The organism is Streptomyces albus subsp. albus (assembly GCF_000719865.1).
GTDB lineage: Bacteria > Actinomycetota > Actinomycetes > Streptomycetales > Streptomycetaceae > Streptomyces > Streptomyces albus_E.
In genome coordinates, this window is record NZ_JOID01000001.1 from 101416 (window position 1) to 122989 (window position 21574).

17 protein-coding genes are annotated in these 21574 nt (G+C 73.0%); 6 read left to right on the forward strand and 11 right to left on the reverse strand.

The features are described 5' to 3' along the window. Window positions 1-75: 75 nt before the first annotated feature. The 3 genes from IF83_RS0100445 (at window position 76) to IF83_RS0100455 (ending at window position 3608) form a co-directional block, all read left to right on the forward strand. Window positions 76-1131 carry a tetratricopeptide repeat protein gene (locus IF83_RS0100445; protein WP_037678097.1) on the forward strand — a complete coding sequence of 352 codons (1056 nt, stop codon included), beginning with the start codon at window positions 76-78 and terminating at the stop codon, window positions 1129-1131. Between the two features lie 41 nt (window positions 1132-1172). After that, on the forward strand, window positions 1173-2273 hold the full coding sequence (locus tag IF83_RS0100450; RefSeq protein WP_394297291.1) for a polyprenyl synthetase family protein: 1101 nt from the start codon (window positions 1173-1175) through the stop codon (window positions 2271-2273). Window positions 2274-2648: 375 nt separating this feature from the next. Continuing rightward, entirely contained in the window at window positions 2649-3608 is a 960-nt protein-coding gene (locus IF83_RS0100455) for a threonine/serine dehydratase (protein ID WP_030541960.1), read from the forward strand. Window positions 3609-3931: 323 nt separating this feature from the next. Here IF83_RS0100455 and IF83_RS0100460 read toward each other — a convergent pair whose 3' ends face one another. The 4 genes from IF83_RS0100460 to IF83_RS0100475 all read right to left on the reverse strand — a co-directional run bounded on the left by IF83_RS0100460 (window position 3932) and on the right by IF83_RS0100475 (window position 9205). Then, complete coding sequence (locus IF83_RS0100460; RefSeq protein ID WP_030541961.1) at window positions 3932-5392, reverse strand: serine hydrolase domain-containing protein; 1461 nt, start codon at window positions 5390-5392, stop codon at window positions 3932-3934. Between the two features lie 75 nt (window positions 5393-5467). Continuing rightward, on the reverse strand, window positions 5468-7033 hold the full coding sequence (locus IF83_RS0100465; protein WP_244176730.1) for a replication-associated recombination protein A: 1566 nt from the start codon (window positions 7031-7033) through the stop codon (window positions 5468-5470). Window positions 7034-7178: 145 nt separating this feature from the next. Next, on the reverse strand, window positions 7179-7853 hold the full coding sequence (locus IF83_RS0100470; RefSeq protein ID WP_030541963.1) for a vitamin K epoxide reductase family protein: 675 nt from the start codon (window positions 7851-7853) through the stop codon (window positions 7179-7181). A gap of 293 nt (window positions 7854-8146) precedes the next feature. After that, window positions 8147-9205: an AraC-like ligand-binding domain-containing protein gene (locus IF83_RS0100475; RefSeq protein ID WP_244176731.1), complete on the reverse strand. Its 1059-nt coding sequence runs from the start codon at window positions 9203-9205 to the stop codon at window positions 8147-8149. Window positions 9206-9427: 222 nt separating this feature from the next. Here IF83_RS0100475 and IF83_RS0100480 point away from each other — a divergent pair, with 222 nt between their 5' ends. Beyond that, window positions 9428-9829, forward strand: a complete 402-nt coding sequence (locus IF83_RS0100480; RefSeq protein WP_037678100.1) for a peptidase inhibitor family I36 protein — start codon at window positions 9428-9430, stop codon at window positions 9827-9829. Between the two features lie 178 nt (window positions 9830-10007). Here the strand turns inward: IF83_RS0100480 and hisS are convergent, their stop codons facing one another. Further along, window positions 10008-11270, reverse strand: coding sequence for a histidine--tRNA ligase (gene hisS, locus IF83_RS0100485; RefSeq protein WP_030541966.1), 1263 nt, complete (start codon window positions 11268-11270; stop codon window positions 10008-10010). 11 nt (window positions 11271-11281) lie between these two features. Then, window positions 11282-11995 (reverse strand): MBL fold metallo-hydrolase, encoded by a 714-nt coding sequence (locus IF83_RS0100490; protein WP_030541967.1) that lies wholly within the window; start codon window positions 11993-11995, stop codon window positions 11282-11284. Between the two features lie 202 nt (window positions 11996-12197). On the opposite strand from IF83_RS0100490, the gene IF83_RS0100495 reads away from it, so the two are divergent. Together IF83_RS0100495 and IF83_RS0100500 are read left to right on the forward strand one after the other, a co-directional pair. Beyond that, the gene (locus IF83_RS0100495) at window positions 12198-13037 is read left to right on the forward strand and encodes a peptidylprolyl isomerase (protein WP_030541968.1); all 840 of its coding nucleotides are present in this window, start codon (window positions 12198-12200) and stop codon (window positions 13035-13037) included. Window positions 13038-13231: 194 nt separating this feature from the next. Then, complete coding sequence (locus IF83_RS0100500) at window positions 13232-14461, forward strand: DUF349 domain-containing protein (RefSeq protein WP_030541969.1); 1230 nt, start codon at window positions 13232-13234, stop codon at window positions 14459-14461. A 96-nt stretch (window positions 14462-14557) separates the two neighbouring features. On the opposite strand, the gene IF83_RS0100505 is transcribed toward IF83_RS0100500, so the two are convergent. From IF83_RS0100505 to yajC, 5 genes are all read right to left on the reverse strand, one after another. Beyond that, complete coding sequence (locus tag IF83_RS0100505) at window positions 14558-17065, reverse strand: RelA/SpoT family protein (RefSeq protein WP_030541970.1); 2508 nt, start codon at window positions 17063-17065, stop codon at window positions 14558-14560. Window positions 17066-17286: 221 nt separating this feature from the next. Next, window positions 17287-17847 carry an adenine phosphoribosyltransferase gene (locus IF83_RS0100510; RefSeq protein ID WP_037678103.1) on the reverse strand — a complete coding sequence of 187 codons (561 nt, stop codon included), beginning with the start codon at window positions 17845-17847 and terminating at the stop codon, window positions 17287-17289. Next, a complete protein-coding gene (gene secF, locus IF83_RS0100515; protein WP_030541972.1) occupies window positions 17844-18974 on the reverse strand; it encodes a protein translocase subunit SecF in 1131 nt (376 codons plus the stop codon). The genes IF83_RS0100510 and secF overlap by 4 nt, the downstream gene beginning before the upstream one ends. Before the next feature lies 1 nt (window position 18975). Continuing rightward, on the reverse strand, window positions 18976-20772 hold the full coding sequence (gene secD / locus IF83_RS0100520) for a protein translocase subunit SecD (RefSeq protein WP_030541973.1): 1797 nt from the start codon (window positions 20770-20772) through the stop codon (window positions 18976-18978). 189 nt (window positions 20773-20961) lie between these two features. Then, window positions 20962-21441: a preprotein translocase subunit YajC gene (gene yajC / locus IF83_RS0100525; protein WP_030541974.1), complete on the reverse strand. Its 480-nt coding sequence runs from the start codon at window positions 21439-21441 to the stop codon at window positions 20962-20964. Window positions 21442-21574 lie beyond the last annotated feature (133 nt).

Sequence of the window (21574 nt, forward strand, 5' to 3'; positions counted from 1 at the left end):
TCTATACACCGTGTGTATACATGGCATGTATACATGCCGTGTGCACATCAGGTGCATACGAACCGAGAGGCATCGATGTACGGCAAGGCATTCGCCCCGGAGTACCAGGGCGCGCTCAGCGCCCTGTCCGTCAACTCCTCACTGACCGACGTCCTGGCCGTCGGCACCGAGCAGTTGCACGCGGCCGAGCGCGCCGGACGGGACGGGGAGGCGGCGCGTTCGGGACTCGCGGTGGCCGAGGCGCACCGCCGGCTGGGCCGGGTCGAGGACGCGGACCGGGCCTGGAAGGCCAGTTACCGCGCGGCGCGGCAGGCCGGGGACGTCGCGGCGATGGCCTGGGCACTGTGGAGCGGCGGCACGCTGGCCCGGCAGCGCGGCGCGCTCCCACTGGCCCGGCGGCTGCTCCAGCTCGCAGCCGACCTGGGCGAACACGGCGGGGACGTCGTCGTCCGCGGTTACTCGCTGGCCGGCCTGGCCGAGACCGGCCGTATCCAGGGTGACTACGAGGCCGTCGGCCGGCTGCACGAGCAGTTGCTCGCCGAGGCCCGGCGCCGCGGGGAGGCGCGGCACACGGTGTGGGCGCTGGAGGGCATCGCGCAGATGCACCGCAACACCGGGCGCTACGACTCGGCCTACTCCCTGTTCGAGGAAGCCGCCGAGATCGCCGCCCGCGCCGACGACCGGCGCGGTCACGCCTGGGCGCTGCGCGGTCTCGCCGATGTGGTGTCGGTGCGCGACGGGGACACCGAGCGGGCCCTGGAACTGCTGAGCGAGGCGGAGACGACGTGCCGGGCGATGCGGCTGTCCAGCGCCCTGGCCTACAACCACAAGATGCGCGGCAACGTTCTGTACCGGGCGGGGCGTTACACGCAGGCAAGGGCGCTGTACGAACAGGCGCTCGGGGAGTTCCGCGACATGAGCGAGCCGCGCGGGGAGGCCCTGTCGCGGCTGGGTCTCGCCAAGGCCCTGGCACGGCTCGGCCGCGACCCCGACGAGACGGCGGCCGAACTGGCCGAGCTCGCCGGTCTGCTGGAGCGGATCGGTCTGCGGCACGTGCGCGGGATGGTGGCCCGGGCCCACGAGGAACTGGGCATACCGACCGACACGAGGACGACGGAGCCGACACGATGACAGCGCTCCCAGCGCTCCCAGCGCTCCCAGCGCTCCCAGCGGTGACGAGGGGCGCGGCGGCCGCTCCACGGCCCACCGCACACCCGAACCGTCCGGGCACGGTGGCGGAGGGCGAGCCGCACTGCGACGCCGGCGGCCGTTCCGGCGACGTCCGCCGGACCCTTGAGCGCTGCCGTTCCCTGGTCCGGCCCGTCCTCGCCGAAGCCGTGGGGCGGCTGCACCCCTGGGTCGGTGAGATGGCCGCCTACTCCTTCGGCTGGTGCGAGGCCGGCGGCGCGCCGGCCTCCGCCTCCGGCGGCAAGGGCGTACGGCAGGCGCTCGCGGTACTCGGGGCCGAGGCGGCCGGTGCGCCCGGGCGGGCCGGGGTGGCCGCGGCCGTCGCGGTGGAACTGGTGCACACCTTCTCCCTGCTGCACGACGACATCATGGACGGCGACGCGGAGCGGCGCGGCCGCCCGACCGTGTGGAAGGCCTACGGCACCGGGCCGGCGGTGCTCGCGGGCGACGCCCTGTTCGCACTGGCCGTCGAGACGCTCGCCACGCAGCCGGCTGGGGCCGGGGCCGTGCGGACGCTGTCCGCGACGCTGGGCGACCTGCTGCGCGGGCAGGCGGACGACCTGCTGTTCGCCCGCCGTCCGTGGACGGGACCGGACCGGGTGCGGCCCGGCGAGTACCGGGCGATGGCGGAGCACAAGACGGGCGCCCTGCTGGGCTGCTCGGCCGCGCTGGGCGCCGTGCTCGGCGGGGCCGGCCCCGAGACGGCCGCCACCCTCGACCGGGCGGGCCGCCACCTGGGCGTCGCGTTCCAGATCATCGACGACGTACTGGGCATCTGGGGCGATCCGCAGGTCACCGGCAAGCCGGTCCACGGTGATCTGCGCGAGCGGAAGAAGACCCTCCCGGTGCTGCTGGCGCTCGGCTCCCCGGGCGGCGGCCGGATCGCCGCACTCCTGGAGTCCGGCGACGCACCCGGCACGGCGGCGGCGCTGATCGAGGAGGCGGGCGGCCGTTCAGGGGCCCTGGCGGAGGCCCGGAGGCACATCACCGCCGCGGAGACGGCGCTCGCCGGAGTGCCGCTGGCCCCGGAAGCCGCCGGCGAACTGCGGTCGCTGCTCGGCCATCTGGTGCGGCGCGACGTCTGAGCCGGTGGAGCGCCCCCGGTCCTCCGCACGGGCCGGGGGCGCTCCACACGGCCGGAGCGCCACCCCTCATGGTCACGCGGCCCGCGCGACCGGGACCGTCGGACGGGCCGGGCGCCCTCGGCGCCGGGGGCGACGGCCGCACGCCGGCGGTGGCCCCGGCGAGCGGGCGGCTCCGGGGCGTGCGGCCGCGTGGGCCACGTGGCCGTGCGGCCGTGCGGCGGGACGACCTCGCATCAGGCCTTTTGGCGGCCGCACGGCCGCGGCGGCCCGCCGCCGGTCGCGTGCCGTCCCGGCGGCGCGTTGACCCGGCCCTCTGACGTGCGTCAGGGTTCGACACGGCGCGTTCCGCGACCCCGCGCCGGAAGGATGACCGCCGTGATCGGCATCTCGGAGATCGAAGCCGCCGCCGAGCGGATCGCCGGGCACGTCGTGCGCACCCCGACCGTGGACAGCCCGGGGCTGTCGGCGCTGCTCGGCGCCCCGGTCACCGCGAAACTCGAACTGCTGCAGCGCACCGGCTCGTTCAAGGCGCGCGGGGCGGCGGCGAAGCTGCTGTCACTGGGCGAGGCCGAACGGGCCGCCGGGGTGGTGGCGGTCAGCGGCGGCAACCACGGGATCGCCCTCGCGGTCATGGCCGCGGCCCTCGACGTGAAGGCCACGGTGGTGATGCCGCGCTCGGCGCCCGCCCGTGCCGTGGAGATCTCCGAGGCGGCCGGCGCGTCGGTGCGGCTGACCGACGACATGGACGGGGCCTTCGCGCTCATGACGCGGCTCCAGCAGGAGGGGCTGACCCTGGTCCACCCGTTCGACGACCCGGTGGTGATCGCCGGACAGGGCACGGTCGGGCTGGAGTTCGCCGCCGACGCCGGTGAGCTGACCGATGTCCTCGTCAGCATCGGGGGCGGCGCTCTCATCTCGGGTGTCGCCGCCGCGCTGCGGGCGAGCCGGCCCGGGGTGCGGCTGTGGGGTGTGGAGACCGAGGGCGCGCAGGCGATGTCCGAGGCGCTGGCGGCGGGCGGCCCGCGGCCGGTCGCCCTGTCGTCGATCGTCTCCACGCTCAGCGCCCCGTCCGTGTCGCAGCTCACGTACGACCATGTCTCCGCCCTCGTCACCGAGGTTCTCGTGGTCCCGGACCGGGAGGCCGTGCGGGGCTCGCTGGACCTGGCCGACCACGGCAAGGTGTGGGCCGAACCGGCCGCCGGCTGTCTGCTGCCCGCCGCCCGGCGGGTCCTGGAGCGGGTCGGCGACGGGGCCCGGCTCGGCCTGGTGGTGTGCGGGGGCAACGCGACGACGGCCGACGTGTTCGCCTGGTCTCAGCGCTTCGGTCTGCGCTGAGGCCGCGGCGGCTTCCGGAAAGCGCTCGCGGAAGGGAGTGGACCGCGGACGCCTGGGGCCTGCGGGCGTGAATCCCCGGCCGGGGTTCGCTCCGGGGCGAAGGTTCCGCGCCGGGTCGGAGCGGGAGCTTCTCGCTGCCCCGGCGACCCCGGGCGACCGCGGACGCCGGCGGTACGCGGGGCGCGCGGTCGCCCGGGGTTTCCCGTCGGGTCGGGGCGGAAGCTTCTCGCTGTGCCGGACGGCCCCGGGCGCCGACCGGGAGGCCGGAGCCGCCCGCGCACCGGAAGGCGCCCCGCACCATTCTCACCACCCTCAGGCCGGGCTCAGGCCTGGTCGCGCGGGGCGCCCAGCGAGGTGAGCGGGCCGCCGTGCAGCGGCTGGGTGCGCCAGTGCGCGGTGACCGTCCGGTCCGCGAGGGAGCAGGTCAGCGCCAGGCGGTGCGGGGTCTCCAGGAACACCGTCTCCACGGCCAGCGTGCCGGCATCGGTCCAGCCGCCGCTCACCGCGGTCGGGACGGGTTTCCCGGCCACCGTCCAGCCCTCCCCGCCGAGGCGCAGGTCGAGCCGGTCCGGCCGCTCCGGCCGGTCCCGTGCCCCGGTGAGCGTGAGCGTCCAGCCGCCGGTGTCCCCGACGAGCCGGGCCGCCCGGACCGGTCCGGCCTCTCCGGAGGACGTGAACTCGGCGGCCGCCCAGTCCCGGGCCCGTTCCGGAGGTGTGGGCCGGCCCGGGGCCGGCGGCAGCGCGAGCCGGGCGAGCCGGTCCCGCAGCTCCGCGTCGACGGCCTCCCGGCCGGTCAGCGGCGCGGGGCCGAAGGCGGGCAGCAGGTGCTCCCAGACCAGGTTCAGGAACTCCGGCATGCGCTCCGTCGCCGCGGTCGTCGCGATCACCGCGTCCTGCTCCGGCAGTACCAGGCAGAACTGGCCGTACGCGCCGTCGCCCCGGTAGCCGTGCCGGGACATCCAGAACTGATAGCCGTAGCCGTGGCCCCAATCCCGCCAGTCCGCGTCGCCAATGGCTCCGGCGGTCGGTGTGCGGGGGCGCGTGGCCCGGGCCACCCACCCCTCGGGCAGCAGCCGCCGGCCCTGCCAGACCCCGTCGCTCAGATACAGCTGCCCGAGCCGGGCCACGGCCTCGGTGGCGGCGTGCAGTCCGCTGAAGCCGAGCTCGCGGCCCGTGCGGTCGCGCCGCCAGAACACCTCCCCGACGCCCAGCGGGTCCAGCAGCCGGGGCCGCAGATAGCCGGTGAGCGACTGCCCGGTCACGCGCTGGACGATCGCGGCGAGCGTGTAGGTGGCGGGCTGGTTGTAGGCGAAGACCGTGCCCGGGTCCTCGTCCGGCGGCAGCAGCAGGAATCCCCGGACGGGCTCCGCGGGGTCCCGCCGGTAGACCTCGTCGACGGTGTCCCGCCGGTGGCCGCTCGCCATGGACGCCACATGCCGTACGAGCAGGGAACGACTGCGCGGATCGGTGATGCCGGCCTCGAACTCCGGGAAGTACGAGACCACCGGCGCGTCGAAGTCGAGCAGGCCCTCGGCCTCGGCCAGGGCGGCGGCGGTCCCGGTGAAGCTCTTGCTGAGCGAATACAGCAGATGGGGACGCTCGGCGGTGTACGGCGCCCACCAGCCGGAGGCGACCGGGTGCCCGTGCCGCACGATCATCAGGCTGTGCGGCTCGATCCCGGGGGCGGCTTCGAGGGCGTCGAGGAAGGCGAGGACACCGGACGCGTCGACGCCCTGGTCGGCGGGGCGGGAAGGGCCGAAGGAGGCCGGGGCGGGGGCGGTCATGGGAGCATCCTGCCCCGGTCGGCGGCCCTCGGTCGAGGGCGCTTCCCGGCAGCCCGCCGCGAGGGGATGCGCCGGTTATCCGGCGCTCCCCTTCTCCGGATCCGCCGCCCTCTCCGGCTCCTGCCCGCGCTTCTCGGCTTCCTGCCCGCGCTTCTCGGGTTCTCCCCCGGGCTTCTCGGGTGCTCCCCCGGTCTTCTCCGGCTCCCCGGCCCGCTTCGGATCTCCCCCGGTCTTCGCCGGGCGCCCCTCCGCCGGGGGCCGGGCCGGAGCACGCTCCGGCGGGCGCGGCGGGGCCTCGCCGCGGAGGCGGGCCCGGACCCGCTCGGCGACGTCCGCGTAGCGGGCCTCCGTTCCGTAGCGCGTCGGCTCGTAGTACCGCTTGCCGTGGACGGCGTCCGGGGCGTACTGCTGCGCGGCGATGCCGCCGGGGACGTCGTGCGGATAGACGTAGCCCTGCGCGTGGCCGAGCTTCTGCGCGCCCTTGTAGTGGCCGTCCCGCAGATACGGCGGAACGGGGCCGGCCAGCCCGGCCCGGACGTCCGCGAGGGCCGCGTCGATCGCGAGGTAGGCGGCGTTGGACTTGGGCGCGAGGGCGAGGGCGATCACCGCCTGGCCCAGCGCGATCCGCGCCTCCGGGAAGCCGATCAGCGCCACCGCCTGGGCCGCCGCGACGGCGGTCTGGAGGGCCGTCGGGTCGGCCATGCCGATGTCCTCGCTCGCGGAGATCATCAGCCGCCGGGCGATGAACCGGGGGTCCTCGCCCGCCTCGACCATCCGGGCCAGGTAGTGCAGCGCGGCGTCCACGTCCGAACCGCGGATGGACTTGATGAGGGCGCTGGCGACGTCGTAGTGCTGGTCGCCGTCGCGGTCGTACTTCACCGCCGCCCGGTCGACGGCCTCCTCCAGGGCCCGGAGGGTGATCTCCTTCTCGCCCTGCGAGATGGCCGATCCGGCACCGGCCTCCAGGGCGGTGAGCGCGCGGCGGGCGTCGCCGCCGGCGATCCGCAGCAGATGGTTCTCCGCGTCCGCCGTCAGGGAGACCGCTCCGCCGAGCCCGCGTTCGTCCGCGACGGCGCGGTGCAGCAGATCGCGCAGGCCGTCGTCGGTCAGCGGCTCCAGGGTGAGCAGCAGCGAGCGCGAGAGCAGCGGGGAGATGACCGAGAAGTACGGGTTCTCGGTGGTGGCGGCTATGAGCGTGACCCAGCGGTTCTCCACGGCCGGGAGCAGGGAGTCCTGCTGTGCCTTGCTGAAGCGGTGGATCTCGTCGAGGAAGAGCACGGTCTCCTTGCCGTAGCCGCCGGAGGCGCGGCGGGCGCCGTCGATGACGGCCCGCACCTCCTTCACCCCGGCCGTGATCGCGGAGAGCTCGACGAAGCGCTTGTTGGTGGCCTGGCTGACGACGTACGCGAGGGTGGTCTTGCCGGTGCCGGGCGGGCCCCAGAGGATCACCGAGGACGGGCCCGCGGGGCCGCCCTCCCCCTCGCCGACGAGCCGGCGCAGCGGAGCCCCGGGCCGCAGCAGATGCTGCTGGCCCACCACCTCGTCCAGGGTGCGCGGGCGCATCCGTACGGCCAGGGGGCTGCTCGCCGGGTCCTTGCTCTGACGGTCCTCGGCGGCGGCGGTGAACAGGTCGGGCTCCACGACGGAAACCCTAAGGCACCGCGCCGACAACACCGTCCCGGCCGGGTTCGGGGGGCGGCGGCGCACCGGCGCCCCGTCACCGCCGGGGCGGGGTGACGGGGCGCGGGGGCGGCGGCCGGCGCCTGCGGAGCCGGCGGTCCGGGGCTCAGCTCGTCCAGAAGTCCCACCAGCGGGTCAGGATCAGCATGCCGATGGTGCCGATCCAGACCACCGGCAGCACCCAGTGGAACTCCGCCACCGCGCGGCGCAGGCCGTCCGGCGCGGGGAGGAGGCGGTGCCGGATGTTGTGCGCGGTGACGTAGCTGAACATCACGATGGTGGCGACCCAGGCGAGGTTGCACCACAGGCAGAGCGAGCCGATCACGTACAACGACTGGTACATGAGCCACATGCAGAAGCCCGCGCCGAACAGGGTGCCGGCGTTCAGGCCGAGCCAGTACCAGCGGGGGAAGCGGGCGCCGCCCAGCAGGGCCACGCCGATGGCGATCACCATGCCGTAGGTCACCAGGCCCAGCATGGGGTTGGGGAAGCCGAAGACGGACGCTTGGTCGCTCTCCATGATGTTGCCGCAGGAGACGACGGGGTTGAGGCTGCAGCCGGGGGTGAAGGTGGTGCCCTCCGCCTTGGCCTCCAGCAGCTTGTACTTGTCGAGGGTGATGACCCAGGCGGCGAGGAGGCCCGCCGCGCCGGTGATCACGAGCATGAGGGCGAAGGCGCGGCCGCTGCCGAGGGCGCCGCGGACGCCGGCCGCCCCGTGCTCCCCGTGCCCGCCGCCGTCCCCGTCGGTGGCGGTCACGTCGTCCCGCTCTGTCATCGTCATATCGCCGTTTCCCGTCGCTTCCGTCGGTCCCGGCCGGTGTCCGGACGGGCCTCACGCCATTGTGGCACCGGTCGCCGCCCTTCCCCGGCCGGTCAACCGGATGAGGGACGGCGGCCGCACATTCTTCCGCACCCGCCGTACGGCGGCCATAAGCCCGGAGCGGCCCTCGCGGGCGGGCCGGAAGGGGCCCGGGACGAACCGGGGAGCGGAACCGGCGCCGGCCGGTCCGCCGAGGTGACCGGCCGGACGGAAGCACGCGGGCCGGCGGACGGCTCCGGGCGGACCGGACCGGGTCACGGAGACGGGCCGGGCTCCGGCTCACCGCCGGAGCGGCCGCGCCCGGGGACTCGGCCGGCCGGGGCGCTCTCGCCGTCGTCCTCGGCGGCCGGTGCGAGGGCCGCGGCGCGGTACCGGCCCGGAGGCATGCCCACGGCGGCACGGAAGGAACGGCTGAAGTCGGAGGCCCGGGTGAACCCCCACCGGGTGGCGATGGCGTGGACGGTGAGATGGCGCAGGGCCGGGTCGGCCAGATCCCGCCGGCACCGGTCCAGGCGCCGCTGCTTGACGTGGGCGCTCACCGACGTCCCGTGCTCCTGGAAGATCCGGTGCAGGTAGCGCAGCGAGACCTGGTGCGCCGCCGCGACCGCGGCCGGGCCCAGATCGGGGTCGCGCAGATGCTCTTCGATGAACGACGTGAAGCGCAGGAAGAGGACGTGTCCGGGCGACCGCGACGGCGCGGCCGCCTCCTCGTCCAGATGATGCGCCAGGACGGCCGCCGCCAGGTCCAGCGCGGTCTGCCCCAGCCGGACGCGGTCGAGCGCGGGATACGGCGCGGACGGCTCCTCGGCCAGCGTGTTCACGAACCGGGTGAAGACGCGGCCGATGCCCTGCGTCCCCGGCAGCGGCACGGCCAGCAGCCGGTCGATCTTGGAGCTCGGCAGGGGCACCAGCCTCTTGGGGAACTGCAGCAGCAGCGTCTCGGTCGGGCCGATGCCGTCGACCACGGCCTCGAAGGGGCGGGAACTGTCGTAGACGACGAGGCTGCCGGCCTCCAGGCGTGAGCGGTTCCGCGCCTGTTCGATGCCCTGGCGCCCGCTGCGGACCACGGCCACCTGGTACCACTCGGGGTCCAGCTGCCGGATCAGGGCGGGCGTGCGCCGGGCGACCAGCGGCCCGTACGACGTCACGGTCAGCCGGGCGGCTCCCAGCACCGTGGCCCACAGCCGCGCCTCGAACGAGGACGGCTCGGTGACCTTGATGCGGGTCCTCATCAGAGCCTGGGCCGTGACCTCCGTCCAGGCCTCGAGGCGTTCCCCGGCGGGCAGCACGGTGCTGTCGAAGACGATCTCCACAGGATTCCCGGCCCCCGGTCCGCGGTGACGTCCATGGGCGAGTCTTCCTCAGACCGCCCGGGACATCTGTGCACTGTGCGGCAAGGGTAGTGCACCGTTGGCCAATGACATGACACGGACAACACGCCAGGCTGTGGGGGCCCCGGCAAGCCGGGCCGAAGGACCTTTCACCACCAGGAACACCAGCACATGACCAGTGTGCGAGGAAGAGGGGGAGATCCCATGCGCAAGATCCGTACCGCCCTGGCAGTCGCCGTCGGGACGGCAGCAGCCATCGTGACCCTGCCCGGGACGAGCGCGACCGCCGCGACGACCGCGTGGGGCTCATGCGTCCAGGGAAGTGTCTGCTTCTACACCGGCTCCAACGGCACCGGCTCCGTGTGTGCGTGGAGCGGGGCCGACCCGGACTGGACCCAGGGCACCAGTAAGTGCTCCTGGTCGCAGACCAAGAACGTGAAGTCCGTGTGGAACCGCGGAACGAGCTCCGGCTACACCGGTGTCGCCTACTACCAGTGGAAGGACTACACCACGCGCAAGGGCTGCACTCCGCAGGGCGGGCGCGGCAACCTCGCGGGCACCTACATGCTGAAGTCCCACCGGTGGGTGGACGGCAACTGCGGTTGATGACGCCGGTGCCGGGTTCCGGCGGGGCCTGTACGAGGTGCTGCCGGCCGGCGCGCGGGGCGCGGACCATGTGACATGAACGGGGGGAGCCCGGTCGGCGAAGGCCGGCCGGGCTCGGTGCATCACACGGTCCGCGCGGCCCCGGGGCGGACCCCAGGCGCCCGCCGGCCGGCCGGGCTCAGCCCAGCGCGGCCCGGACCGCCGCGGTGACCTCGCCGGCCGGTACGGCCCGCTGCTCACCGCTCTCCAGGTCCTTGAGCTGGATCACACCCTCGGCCAGATCCCGTTCCCCGGCGACCAGGGCGATCCTCGCCCCGCTGCGGTTCGCCGACTTCATGGCGCCCTTGAGGCCGCGGCCGCCGTAGCTGAAGTCCGCCGCGACCCCGGCCCGGCGCAGCTCGGTGACGACGCCGAAGAGCGCGCGCCGCGCCTCCTCGCCGAGCGGCACCGCGTACACCTGGGTCGCCGCGGGCAGATCGAGCTCGACGCCCTCGGCGCGCAGGGCGAGCACCGTGCGGTCCACGCCGAGCGCCCAGCCGACGGACGGCAGGGCCGGCCCGCCGATCATCTCGGAGAGGCCGTCGTACCGCCCGCCGCCGCCGACCGCGGACTGCGAGCCCAGGCCGTCGTGGACGAACTCGAAGGTGGTGCGGGTGTAGTAGTCCAGCCCGCGGACCAGCTTGGCGTCGTCCTCGAAGACCACGCCCGCCGCGGTCAGCAGCTCGCGCACCTGTTCGTGGTAGGCCGTGCAGGACGCGCACAGGTGGTCGCGCATCATCGGCGCCCCGGTGAGCTGCTTCTGCACCGCTTCCCGCTTGTCGTCGAGGACCCGCAGCGGGTTGATCTCGATCCGGCGCCGGGTGTCCTCGTCGAGGTCGAGTCCGCGCAGGAAGTCCTGGAGCGCGGCGCGGTAGACCGGGCGGCATTCCTTGTCGCCGAGCGAGTTCAGCAGCAGCCGGAAGTTCCGCAGCCCCAGCGAGCGGTACGCGTCCACGGCGAGGATGATCAACTCGGCGTCCAGCGCCGGGTCCTCGGCCCCGATGGCCTCGGCGCCGACCTGCGAGAAGTGCCGGTAGCGGCCGGCCTGCGGGCGCTCGTAGCGGTAGTACGAGCCGGAGTACCAGAGCTTCACCGGGAGGTTCCCGGCCTTGTGCAGGTTGGCCTCCAGCGCGGCGCGCAGCACGGAGGCGGTGCCCTCGGGGCGCAGCGCCAGTTCGTCGCCGCCCTTGGTGGTGAGGGTGTACATCTCCTTGGTGACGATGTCGGTGGATTCGCCGACACCGCGGGAGAACAGCTCGACGTTCTCGAAGCCCGGGGTCTCGGCGTAGCCGTAGCCGGCCCGCCGCAGCGGGGCGGAGATCGCCTCCCGCACCGCGAGGTACACGGCGGAGTCGGGCGGGAGCAGGTCGTACGTGCCCTTGGGGGCCTTGAAGGTGCTCACTGGGGGAAGCTTCACATTCCTCGTCGTGGAAAGGCCTGTGCGGCCGTTCCGGGGCCGGCGGCCAGCTCCCGCAGGAAGGGGTTGGCGGCGCGCTCGCGGCCGATGGTGGTCTGGGGGCCGTGGCCGGACAGCACCACGGTCGAGTCGTCCAGCGGCAGGCACACCCGGGCCAGCGACCGGAGCAGCTCGGCGTGGTCGCCGCCGGGCAGGTCGGTGCGTCCGACGGAGCCGGCGAACAACAGGTCGCCCGAGAAGAAGACCTGCGGCACGTCGGCCTGCTCGGGCATCCGGAAGGTCACCGACCCCTTGGTATGCCCGGGCGCGTGCGCGACGCCGAACTCCAGGCCGGCCAGCTCCAGCTTCGCCCCGTCGGCCAGTTCCTTGACGTCATCGGGCTCTCCGATCGTCAGCTCGCCCATGAGCTGCTGCCCGATGGAGAGGCCGAGGGCCTTCTCCGGGTCGCTCATCATGTAGCGGTCCTCGGGGTGGATCCAGGCCGGTACGTCGTGGGCGCCGCAGACGGGCACGACCGAGGCGACATGGTCGAGGTGCCCGTGGGTGAGGATGACGGCGACGGGCTTGAGACGGTGCTTGGCGAGCGTCTCCTCGACGCCGGGGGCCGCCTCGTGGCCCGGGTCGATGATCACGCACTCCTCGCCCGCGGCGGGGGCGACCAGGTAGCAGTTGGTCCCCCAGGCCCCGGCGGGGAACCCGGCAATGAGCACAATCGTCCCCAACATGTGGTCCGGTACTGGATTCCGATCAGGTCAGAGCCTACCGGCGGCGGTCCCGTGGCCGCGAACCCGTATACGGTACGGCCAGGTTCCACGACGGCAGGGCGGATCGAGACGTACCGAAACCCCTTTTACCGGCGCAAACCCGACAGACCCAACCCGCAGACCCCCCACGTCACGAGGAGACGGACCGGTGGCCACGAGCGACCAGCGGCGGAGAGAACTCGCCCGGAAGAAGTTCGAACGGCAGCAGGAGCGCCGCGCCCAGCGGCGCAGGGCCCGCCGCCGCAACGCGGTGATCGCGGCCGCCGTGGCCGCCGTCCTGGTGGCCGGCGCGGCGGCGGCCGCCACGGCCGGCCTGGGCGGTGACGACAAGAAGAAGGACGACGCCGCGGCTTCCCCGGAGGCGTCCGCGACGAGCAAGGCTCCCGACCCCTGCGACGAGCCGGCCGAGGGCAAGCCCGGCACCGAGCAGTGGAAGAAGGAGCCGAAGATGACGATCGACACCTCGGCCTCCTACGTGATGGAGCTGGAGACCACCTGTGGCGACATCGGCATCACGATGGACGCCGCGAAGGCACCGCGCACCGTCAACTCCTTCAACTTCCTCGCGGGCGAGGGGTTCTTCGACCACACCAAGTGCCACCGGCTGACCGAGTCGGGCATCTACGTCCTGCAGTGCGGCGACCCGAAGGGGACGGGCCAGGGCGGCCCCGGCTACACCATCCCCGATGAGAACCTCAAGGACCCGAAGCTCAAGGGGAACGTCTATCCGGCGGGCACCGTCGCGATGGCCAACAAGTACAACGCCGCGGAGAAGAAGGGCCGGGACAGCGGCGGCAGCCAGTTCTTCCTCGTCTACCAGGACAGTCAGCTGCCGCCCGACTACACGCCGTTCGGGACCGTCGACGAGGACGGCATGAAGGTCCTGAAGAAGATCGCCGACGCGGGCGCCGCCGCCCCCGACGCGACGCAGAACACCGCGCCCAACGCCACCGTCGTGATCAACAAGGCGACGGTGCGCAGGTCCTGAGCCGCTCGGATTGCCAAATCCCGGCCGTCCGGATGCGGACAGCCGGGCCGGGGTTCGCCTATGTTTGGCGTGTAAACCGGTCAGGGCGTTGAGCCGGCCGGGGCCCCTCCTCCCCGCAGGGGGTGAGGAGGGCGGAACTGTGGACGATGCCCGCGAGCCGTGCGCTCGTGACGGCATCATGTGGAGGAGGCGCTGTGAGCAGCGACCCGTGGGGCCGCGTCGACGAGGCGGGGACCGTGTACGTGCGTACGGCCGAGGGCGAGAAGGTCGTCGGATCGTGGCAGGCCGGCTCTCCCGACGAGGCCCTTGCCTACTTCGAGCGCAAGTACGAAGGGCTGGTCGTGGAGATCGGCCTCCTCGAACGCCGGGTGCGGACCACCGACCTGTCGGCCAAGGACGCGATGACGGCCATCGGCCACATCCGGGAGCAGGTCGACCAGCACCACGCGGTGGGCGATCTCGACGCCCTGCGGAAGCGGCTCGACAAGCTCGCCGAGACCGTCGAGGCGCGCCGCGAGGAGCGCCGGGCGGCCAAGGCCCGGCAGTCCGACGAGGCGCGGGAGGCCAAGGAGAAGCTGGTCGCCGAGGCCGAGGAACTGGCGGGCAGCGACCAGTGGCGGTCGGCCGGCGAGCGGCTGCGGGCGCTGGTGGACACGTGGAAGGGGCTGCCCCGGCTCGACCGCAAGACGGACGACGAGCTGTGGCACCGCTTCTCCCACGCCCGTTCGGCGTTCTCCAAGCGGCGGAAGGCGCACTTCGCCTCCCTGGACGCCCAGCGCGAGGAGGCCCGCCGGGCCAAGGAGAAGCTGGTCGCCGAGGCCGAGGCGCTCTCCGGCTCGACCGACTGGGGCCCGACGGCCGCCCGTTACCGCGAGCTGATGACCGCCTGGAAGGCGGCGGGCCGCGCCCAGCGGGAGGCTGAGGAGGACCTGTGGAGCCGCTTCCGCGGCGCCCAGGACGTCTTCTTCCAGGCCCGCTCCGAGGCGTTCTCGGAGCGCGACGCCGAGCAGCGGGAGAACCTGACCCGCAAGGAGGAGCTGGCGGCCGAGGCGGAGAAGCTGCTGCCGGTCACCGACCTCAAGGCGGCCCGCGCGGCCTTCCGTTCGGTCAACGAGCGGTGGGAGGCCATCGGCCATGTGCCGCGCGACGCCCGCCCGAAGATCGAGGGCCGGATGCACGCCGTCGAGCGCGCCATCCAGGAGGCCGAGGAAGCCGAGTGGCGGCGGACGAACCCGGAGGCGCGGGCCCGCGCCGAGGGGCTGACCGGCCAGCTGCAGGCCGCCGTCGACAAGCTGCGCGGCCAGGTGGACGCGGCCCGCGCCGCCGGCAACAACGCCAAGGCCGACAAGCTCACCAAGGAGCTGGAGGGCCGCCAGGCCCTGCTGGACCAGGCGCTCAAGGGCCTGCAGGAGTTCGGCGGCTGAGCCCCGGACAGGGACGCGGAACGGCCCCGGCGCGCAGGTGGTGCGCGCCGGGGCCGTTCGCCGTTCCCAGTCCCGCTGTTCCCGGTCCCGCCGTGCTCACGGCCGGCGGGCCGAGGTGATGCGGTAGACGTCGTAGACGCCCTCCACCGTGCGGACCGCCCGCAGCACATGGCCGAGATGCTTCGGGTCGCCCATCTCGAAGGTGAAGCGCGAGGTGGCCACCCGGTCCCGGGAGGTCTGCACGGCCGCGGAGAGGATGTTGACGTGCTGGTCGGAGAGGACCCGCGTGACGTCCGACAGCAGCCGCGACCGGTCCAGCGCCTCGACCTGGATGGCCACCAGGAAGACGGAGGACTGGGTCGGCGCCCACTCCACCTCCAGGATGCGCTCGGGCTGCTGGGACAGCGAGTCGACGTTGACGCAGTCCGCGCGGTGCACGGAGACGCCGCTGCCGCGGGTGACGAAGCCGATGATCGGGTCCCCCGGCACCGGGGTGCAGCAGCGGGCGAGCTTCACCCAGACGTCGTCGACGCCCTTGACCACCACGCCCGGGTCGCCCTTCGCCCGCCGCTTGGTCCGGGGGCGCAGCGGGGCGGACTCGGCGAGATCCTCGTTGGCCTCGTCCTCCCCGCCCAGGGCGTGGACCAGCTTCTGCACGATGTTCTGCGCGGTGACGTGGCCCTCGCCGATGGCCGCGTAGAGCGAGGAGATGTCCGGGTAGCGCAGCTCGTGCGCCAGCGTGACCAGGGAGTCGCCGGTGAGGATCCGCTGGATGGGCAGATTCTGCTTGCGCATGGCCCGGGCGATGGCGTCCTTGCCGTGCTCGATGGCCTCGTCACGGCGCTCCTTGGAGAACCAGCCGCGGATCTTGTTGCGGGCCCGCGGGGACTTGACGAAGCCGAGCCAGTCCCGCGAAGGGCCCGCGCCGGGCGCCTTGGAGGTGAAGACCTCGACCAGGTCGCCGTTGTCCAGGGTCGATTCCAGCGGTACGAGACGGCCGTTGACGCGGGCGCCGATGGTGCGGTGGCCGACCTCGGTGTGCACGGCGTAGGCGAAGTCGACGGGGGTGGCGCCGGCGGGCAGCGCGATGACATCGCCCTTGGGGGTGAAGACGAAGACCTCGTTGCGGGAGAGGTCGAAGCGCAGGGACTCCAGGAACTCCCCTGGGTCCTCCGTCTCCTTCTGCCAGTCCAGCAACTGCCGCAGCCACGCCATGTCATTGATGGCGTCGTCCTTGCCGCCCGCTCCCCGGGGGGCGTCGGTGCGGACCTTGGAGGCGCCGGCGACGGCCTCCTGCTTGTACTTCCAGTGCGCGGCGATGCCGTACTCGGCGCGGCGGTGCATGTCGAAGGTGCGGATCTGCAGCTCGACCGGCTTGCCGTTGGGCCCGATAACCGTCGTGTGCAACGACTGGTACATGTTGAACTTGGGCATCGCGATGTAGTCCTTGAACCGCCCCGGCACCGGGTTCCAGCGGGCGTGGATGGTGCCGAGCGCCGCGTAGCAGTCGCGGACGGTGTCCACCAGGACGCGGATGCCCACCAGGTCGTAGATCTCCGCGAAGTCGCGGCCGCGGACGATCATCTTCTGGTAGACGCTGTAGTAGTGCTTGGGCCGGCCGGTGACGGTGGCCTTGATGCGGGCACCGCGGAGGTCGGCCTGCACCTCGTCGGTGACGATCGCCAGGTACTCGTCGCGCTTGGGGGCGCGTTCGGCGACCAGCCGCACGATCTCGTCGTACATCTTGGGGTAGAGGATCGCGAAGGCGAGGTCCTCCAGCTCCCACTTGATGGTGTTCATGCCCAGCCGGTGCGCGAGCGGGGCGTAGATCTCCAGCGTCTCGCGGGCCTTCTGCTCCTGCTTCTCCCGCTTGAGGTAGCGCATGGTGCGCATGTTGTGCAGCCGGTCGGCGAGCTTGATGACCAGGACCCTCGGGTCCTTGGCCATGGCGACGACCATCTTCCGCACGGTCTCGGCCTGGGCGGCCTCACCGAACTTGACCTTGTCGAGCTTGGTGACACCGTCGACGAGGAGGGCGACCTGGTCGCCGAAGTCGCGGCGGAGGGTGTCCAGGCCGTACTCGGTGTCCTCGACGGTGTCGTGCAGCAGGCCCGCCATGAGCGTCGCCGGGTCCATGCCCAGCTCGGCGAGGATGGTCGTCACCGCGAGGGGGTGGGTGATGTACGGGTCGCCGCTCTTGCGCTTCTGGCCGCGGTGCCAGCGCTCGGCCACCTGGTAGGCCCGCTCGATCTGGCGGAGCGTGCCGCTCTCGATCTTGGGGTCGTTGCTGCGGACGATGCGCAGCAGTGGTTCGAGCACCGGGTTGTACGGGCTGGAGCGCTGCACCCCGAGCCGGGCCAGCCGGGCGCGTACCCGGTTGGAGGAGCCGGATCGCGCCACGGCGCCGGGCGCCGGGCGGGCCGTGGCGCCCGCGCCGTTCGCGCGGGTCTCGGTGGCGGGGGGCTTCGGCTTGGGCGCGGAGAGTGGCGTCGCCGGGTCGGCCGCGCTCCCGTTCCGGCGTGCGGTCGTGTCCTGCGCCGCCGTGCTCCCGGCGGGCTTCTCCGGCTGCGTCGCGGCGGTGAGCGGCTTGGCCTTGTCCGGCAAGAGCACTCCTCAGGGGGGTGGCCTCTCCCCGCGGGCAGCCGGGGAGACGGGTCCGGACTCCCGTTGAGATCCGGACATCCATGGTATCGGCCCCCGGTGAATCGGCGCGGCCCGGCTCCGCCGCGGCCGGGGCGGCGGACATGACGGAGACATGACCGAGGGCGGACGCCCAGGTGACGCCCGCCCTCGGTCATGCTGTGATCCGCGTCTCAGCGGCCGGCTCAGACGGTGAGGAGGACCTCCAGCGGGGCCCCGGAGAGCGACCGCTCCAGCCGCTCCCGGCCGTCGAGGAAGCTCAGCTCCATGAGCATGGCCACCCCGGCGATGCCGGCCCCGGCCCGCCGGATGAGCGACAGGGAGGCCTCGGCGGTCCCGCCGGTGGCCAGCACGTCGTCGATCACCATCACACGGTCGCCGGGCACCAGGTCCTCGGCGTGTATCTCGATCTCGGCGCTGCCGTACTCCAGGTCGTAGGCCTGGCCCAGCGTCGCCCCGGGGAGCTTGCCGGCCTTCCGCACGGGGACGAAGCCCAGTCCGGCGCGGACGGCGGCGGGGGCGGCGAGGATGAACCCGCGCGCCTCCAGGCCGACGACCTTGGTCGCGCCGTGCCGCAGGCACAGCTCGGCGAGGGTGTCCGTGAGCGCGCCGAAGGCGGCCGGGTCGGCCAGCAGCGGGGTGATGTCCTTGAACGTCACGCCGGGCTTCGGGTAGTCGGCCACGTCCCGGATCCGGGCGGTGAGCAGGCTCCGCAGCTCGGCGGTGGCGAGTGGCGAGACGGTCACCGGCGCCTCCCGGAGGGGCGCCCGCGGCGGCCGCCCCGGGGGGCGGGGGGCCCGGAGACCCCGGCGGCGGCGGTGGCGCCGTGCGCACCGGTGCCGTCCTCGTCGTCCTCGGACCGCCGCGCGGTGCCCTCGGCCTCGGCGTCGCTCTCGCCCCGCGCGGCGGCCGAGGCGCGCTTGGCGAGGACCCGCCTGCGCAGGGCGGCCGTCTCCGGCTCGCGCTCCTTGAGATCGGCGACCAGCGGGGTCGCGATGAAGATCGAGGAATACGCACCGGCGGCCAGACCGACGAAGAGGGAGAGCGAGATGTCGTTGAGCATGCCGGCCCCGAGCACGCCGCCGCCGATGAACAGCAGACCGGCGACCGGGAGCAGCGCCACCACCGTGGTGTTGATGGAGCGCACCAGGGTGCCGTTGATGCTGCGGTTGGCGATCTCGCTGTACGTGTAGCGGTTCTGCTTGAGGATGCCCCGGCTGCTCTCCTTGAGACTGTCGAAGACCACGACGGTGTCGTAGAGGGAGTAACCGAGGATCGTCAGCAGACCGATGACGGTGCCGACGCTGACCTCGAAGCCGACCAGGGCGTAGATGCCCACGGTGATGGTGATGTCGTGGATCAGCGCGACGAGGGCCGCGACGGCCATGCGCCACTCGAAGGCGATGGCGAGATAGATCACCACCAGCGCCATGAAGATGCCCAGGCCCATCCAGGCCTTGTTGGCGATCTGCTTGCCCCAGCTGGGGCCGACCAGATCGGCGTTGATGTCGTCGGCCGGGATGTTCATCCCCTCGGCCAGATCGGCCTTGATCTGGTCGGACTTGGCGGTGTCGACCTCGCTGATCTGGATCCGCAGGCCGCCGTTGCCGAGTTCCTGGACGAGCGCCTGGTGGCCGGAGGCCTCCTCGGCCATCTCCTCGGCGCGCTGGGCGGAGACCGTGCTCTTCGGCGTGGTGAAGACGGCGCCACCGGAGAACTCGATGCCCATGTTGAGGCCGCGGACACCCAGGCCGACGATGGCCGTGATGGTGATCAGTACGGAGACTCCGTACCAGAGCATGCGCTTGCCGATGAAGTCGTAGCCGACCTCACCGTGGTGAAGCCGGGCGCCGAGATCGCCGAGTCGCGACATCTCAGGCCTCCTTCGGTTCGGTCGTGGCGATGACGGGGCGGCGGCGTCCGCCACGGATCGGCGGCCGCGCGCCGAGCCGCTGCGGGTCCACTCCGGACCAGGCGTGGCCGCCGCCGAAGAACTTGGTCCTGGCGACCAGGGACACCATCGGCTTGGTGAAGAAGAAGACCACGACCACGTCGAGGATCGTGGTGAGTCCCAGGGTGAAGGCGAATCCCTGGACCTTGCCGACCGTGGCGACGAAGAGCACCGCGGCGGCGAGGAACGACACGAAGTCGGCGACCAGGATGGTGCGCCGGGCCCGCGGCCAGCCGCGTTCGGCGGCCGAGGGGAGGGACCGGCCCTCGCGGATCTCGTCGCGGAGCCGTTCGAAGTACACGATGAACGAGTCCGCGGTGATGCCGATGGCGACGATGGCGCCGCAGACGGCGGGAAGGTTCAGCGCGAAGCCGATACCGGGCCCCAGCAAGGTCATGATCACGTAGGTGAGGATCGCGGAGGCCAGCAGGCTGAAGAGGGCGATCACGGACAGGCCCCGGTAGTAGGCCACCAGGTAGACCACGACCAGGGCGAGGCCGATGGCGCCGGCGATGAGCCCCGCGTTGAGCTGCTCGCCGCCGAGGGCCGCGGAGACCGTGGTGACACTGGACTCGGTGAAGCTCAGCGGCAGGGCGCCGTAGGAGAGCACGTTGGCCAGGTCCTCGGCGGACTGCTGGTTGAAGCTGCCGGAGATCTCGGCGTTGCCGCCGCCGATCCGGGTGTCGACGGAGGGCGCCGAGACGACCTCGCCGTCCAGGACGATGGCGAACTGGTTGGGCTGCTGCTTGGAGATCCGCTCGGTGGCGTCCGCGAACTGCTCGGCACCCTTGCCGTTGAAGTCGAGGGTGACGACCCAGCCCTTGCCGGTCTGGGAGTCGAAGAGCGCCTTGGCGTCGTCGACCTCCGTGCCGGCGACGTCCGTCGGGCCGAGGGCGTACTTGGCGGTGCCCTGCTCGTCACAGGCGACCGTGTTCTCGTCGGGCTTGGCGCCGTCTCCGGCCTTGGCCCGCTGCGCGGGAGAGGAGCAGTCCAGCGCGTCGAGCTTCTTCTGGAGGTCGGCGGGGATCTGCGGGCCCGGCTGCTGCGGGAGCTCCGGAGGGGCGGAGGGCGCCGGGGTCTTGGAGGGCGCCGCCAGCGGCTTCTCGGAGGCGTCGGCCGCGAGGGCGCCGGTCAGGGCCCGGCCCTGGGTGGTGGCGGAGGGCGACGGCATGCCCTCCCCCGCGTTCTCGTCGCCGGAACCGCTCTCGGCCTTCTCGCCGCCCTGGTCGGCGTCGGCCTCGTCGCCGTTCTTCTCGCCGTCCTTGTCGCCCTTGCCCGACGGGCTCGCCGAGGGCTCGGGGGCGGGCGCGCCCTGCGCGACGGCCAGTACCGGGCGGAACTGGAGCTGCGCGGTGGTGCCGACCTGCTCGCGCGCCTGCTTCTCGTTGGTGCCGCGCGGGATGTTGACGATGATGTTGCGGTCGCCCTGGGTCTGCACCTCGGCCTCGGACACACCCAGACCGTTGACGCGGCGTTCGATGATGCCGACCGCCGTGTTCATGTTGGTCGGGTTGATCGCGTCCTTCTCGCCGGGCTGGTTCTTGGCGGTGAGCGTGATGCTCGTGCCGCCGGCGAGGTCGATTCCCAGCCGTGGTGTGGTGTGCCCGGAGAGGAACATCCCCCCGGTCAGCGCCACCACGGCGATCAGGAACAGGACCAGGGTGCGCCCCGGCCTGCCCTGGGCCCCCGAGGGGCGCCGGCCCTTCTTCGGTGCTGCCACCTTCTCGATTCTCCCTGTCCAACCGCACCGCATCGGTCGTGAGCGGGCGGCCACGAAGTGTAATGGAGGACGGTGCTCCGGTGCTCCGCGGGTGCGGGCGTCCGGCGGGCGGTCGTGCGCCGCGCGGCGGGGTCGCATCCCGGTCTCGGACGGCGGCACCCGGCGCGGGCGTCACGCCCGCGGACGTGCCTACTTCGCGTCGGTGTCGCCGTCGTCCTTCTTGTTGACCTCGGCGGCCTCGGCGGCCTTGGTGTCCTCGGCGGCGCCGTCCTTGCCGAGGTCGACCGCGGGCTCGTCACCGGCCGCCGGGCGGTCCGCCGCGGTCAGCGAGGACGCGTCGTCCGGAACGACCGGGGTGCCGGCCTCGCTCTCGCCGCCGTCGAACTCGGCACCGTGCACGATGCGGTTGTACTCCGCGTCCTCGAGGACCGCGGCGACGGCGTTCTTGGCGTAGACGGCGTGGACCCCGGGAGCGACCTCCAGGAGGACCGTGTCGTCCCCGACCTCCTTGACGGTGGCGTACATGCCCCCGATCGTGCGGATACCGGTGCCCGGCTGCATCTGGTCGCGCATCGCGGCGGCCTGCTGCTGCTTCTTCTTCGCCGAGCGGGTCATGAGGACCATGGCCCCGATGAGCACGATGAAGGGGAGGAGAGTGACGATATTCACGGGACGGGGTTTCCTTCGCACGACCGCAGGGGATGCGGCCTGGTATTCGGGGGTGGGTGTGCCGTCCGGCAGGGACGGCATCGGCGGAGTCTAAGCGAGTTCGCGCCGATGGAACAACGCCCAGCATGGCACC

Bases quoted from the DNA above. Each gene is read 5' to 3' on its own strand.
- IF83_RS0100445 (WP_037678097.1), top strand. From the start codon at position 76: ATGTACGGCAAGGCATTCGCCCCGGAGTACCAGGGCGCGCTCAGCGCC.
- secF (WP_030541972.1), bottom strand. From the start codon at position 18,974: ATGTCGCGACTCGGCGATCTCGGCGCCCGGCTTCACCACGGTGAGGTC.
- IF83_RS0100480 (WP_037678100.1), top strand. From the start codon at position 9,428: ATGCGCAAGATCCGTACCGCCCTGGCAGTCGCCGTCGGGACGGCAGCA.
- IF83_RS0100460 (WP_030541961.1), bottom strand. From the start codon at position 5,392: ATGACCGCCCCCGCCCCGGCCTCCTTCGGCCCTTCCCGCCCCGCCGAC.
- IF83_RS0100470 (WP_030541963.1), bottom strand. From the start codon at position 7,853: ATGACGATGACAGAGCGGGACGACGTGACCGCCACCGACGGGGACGGC.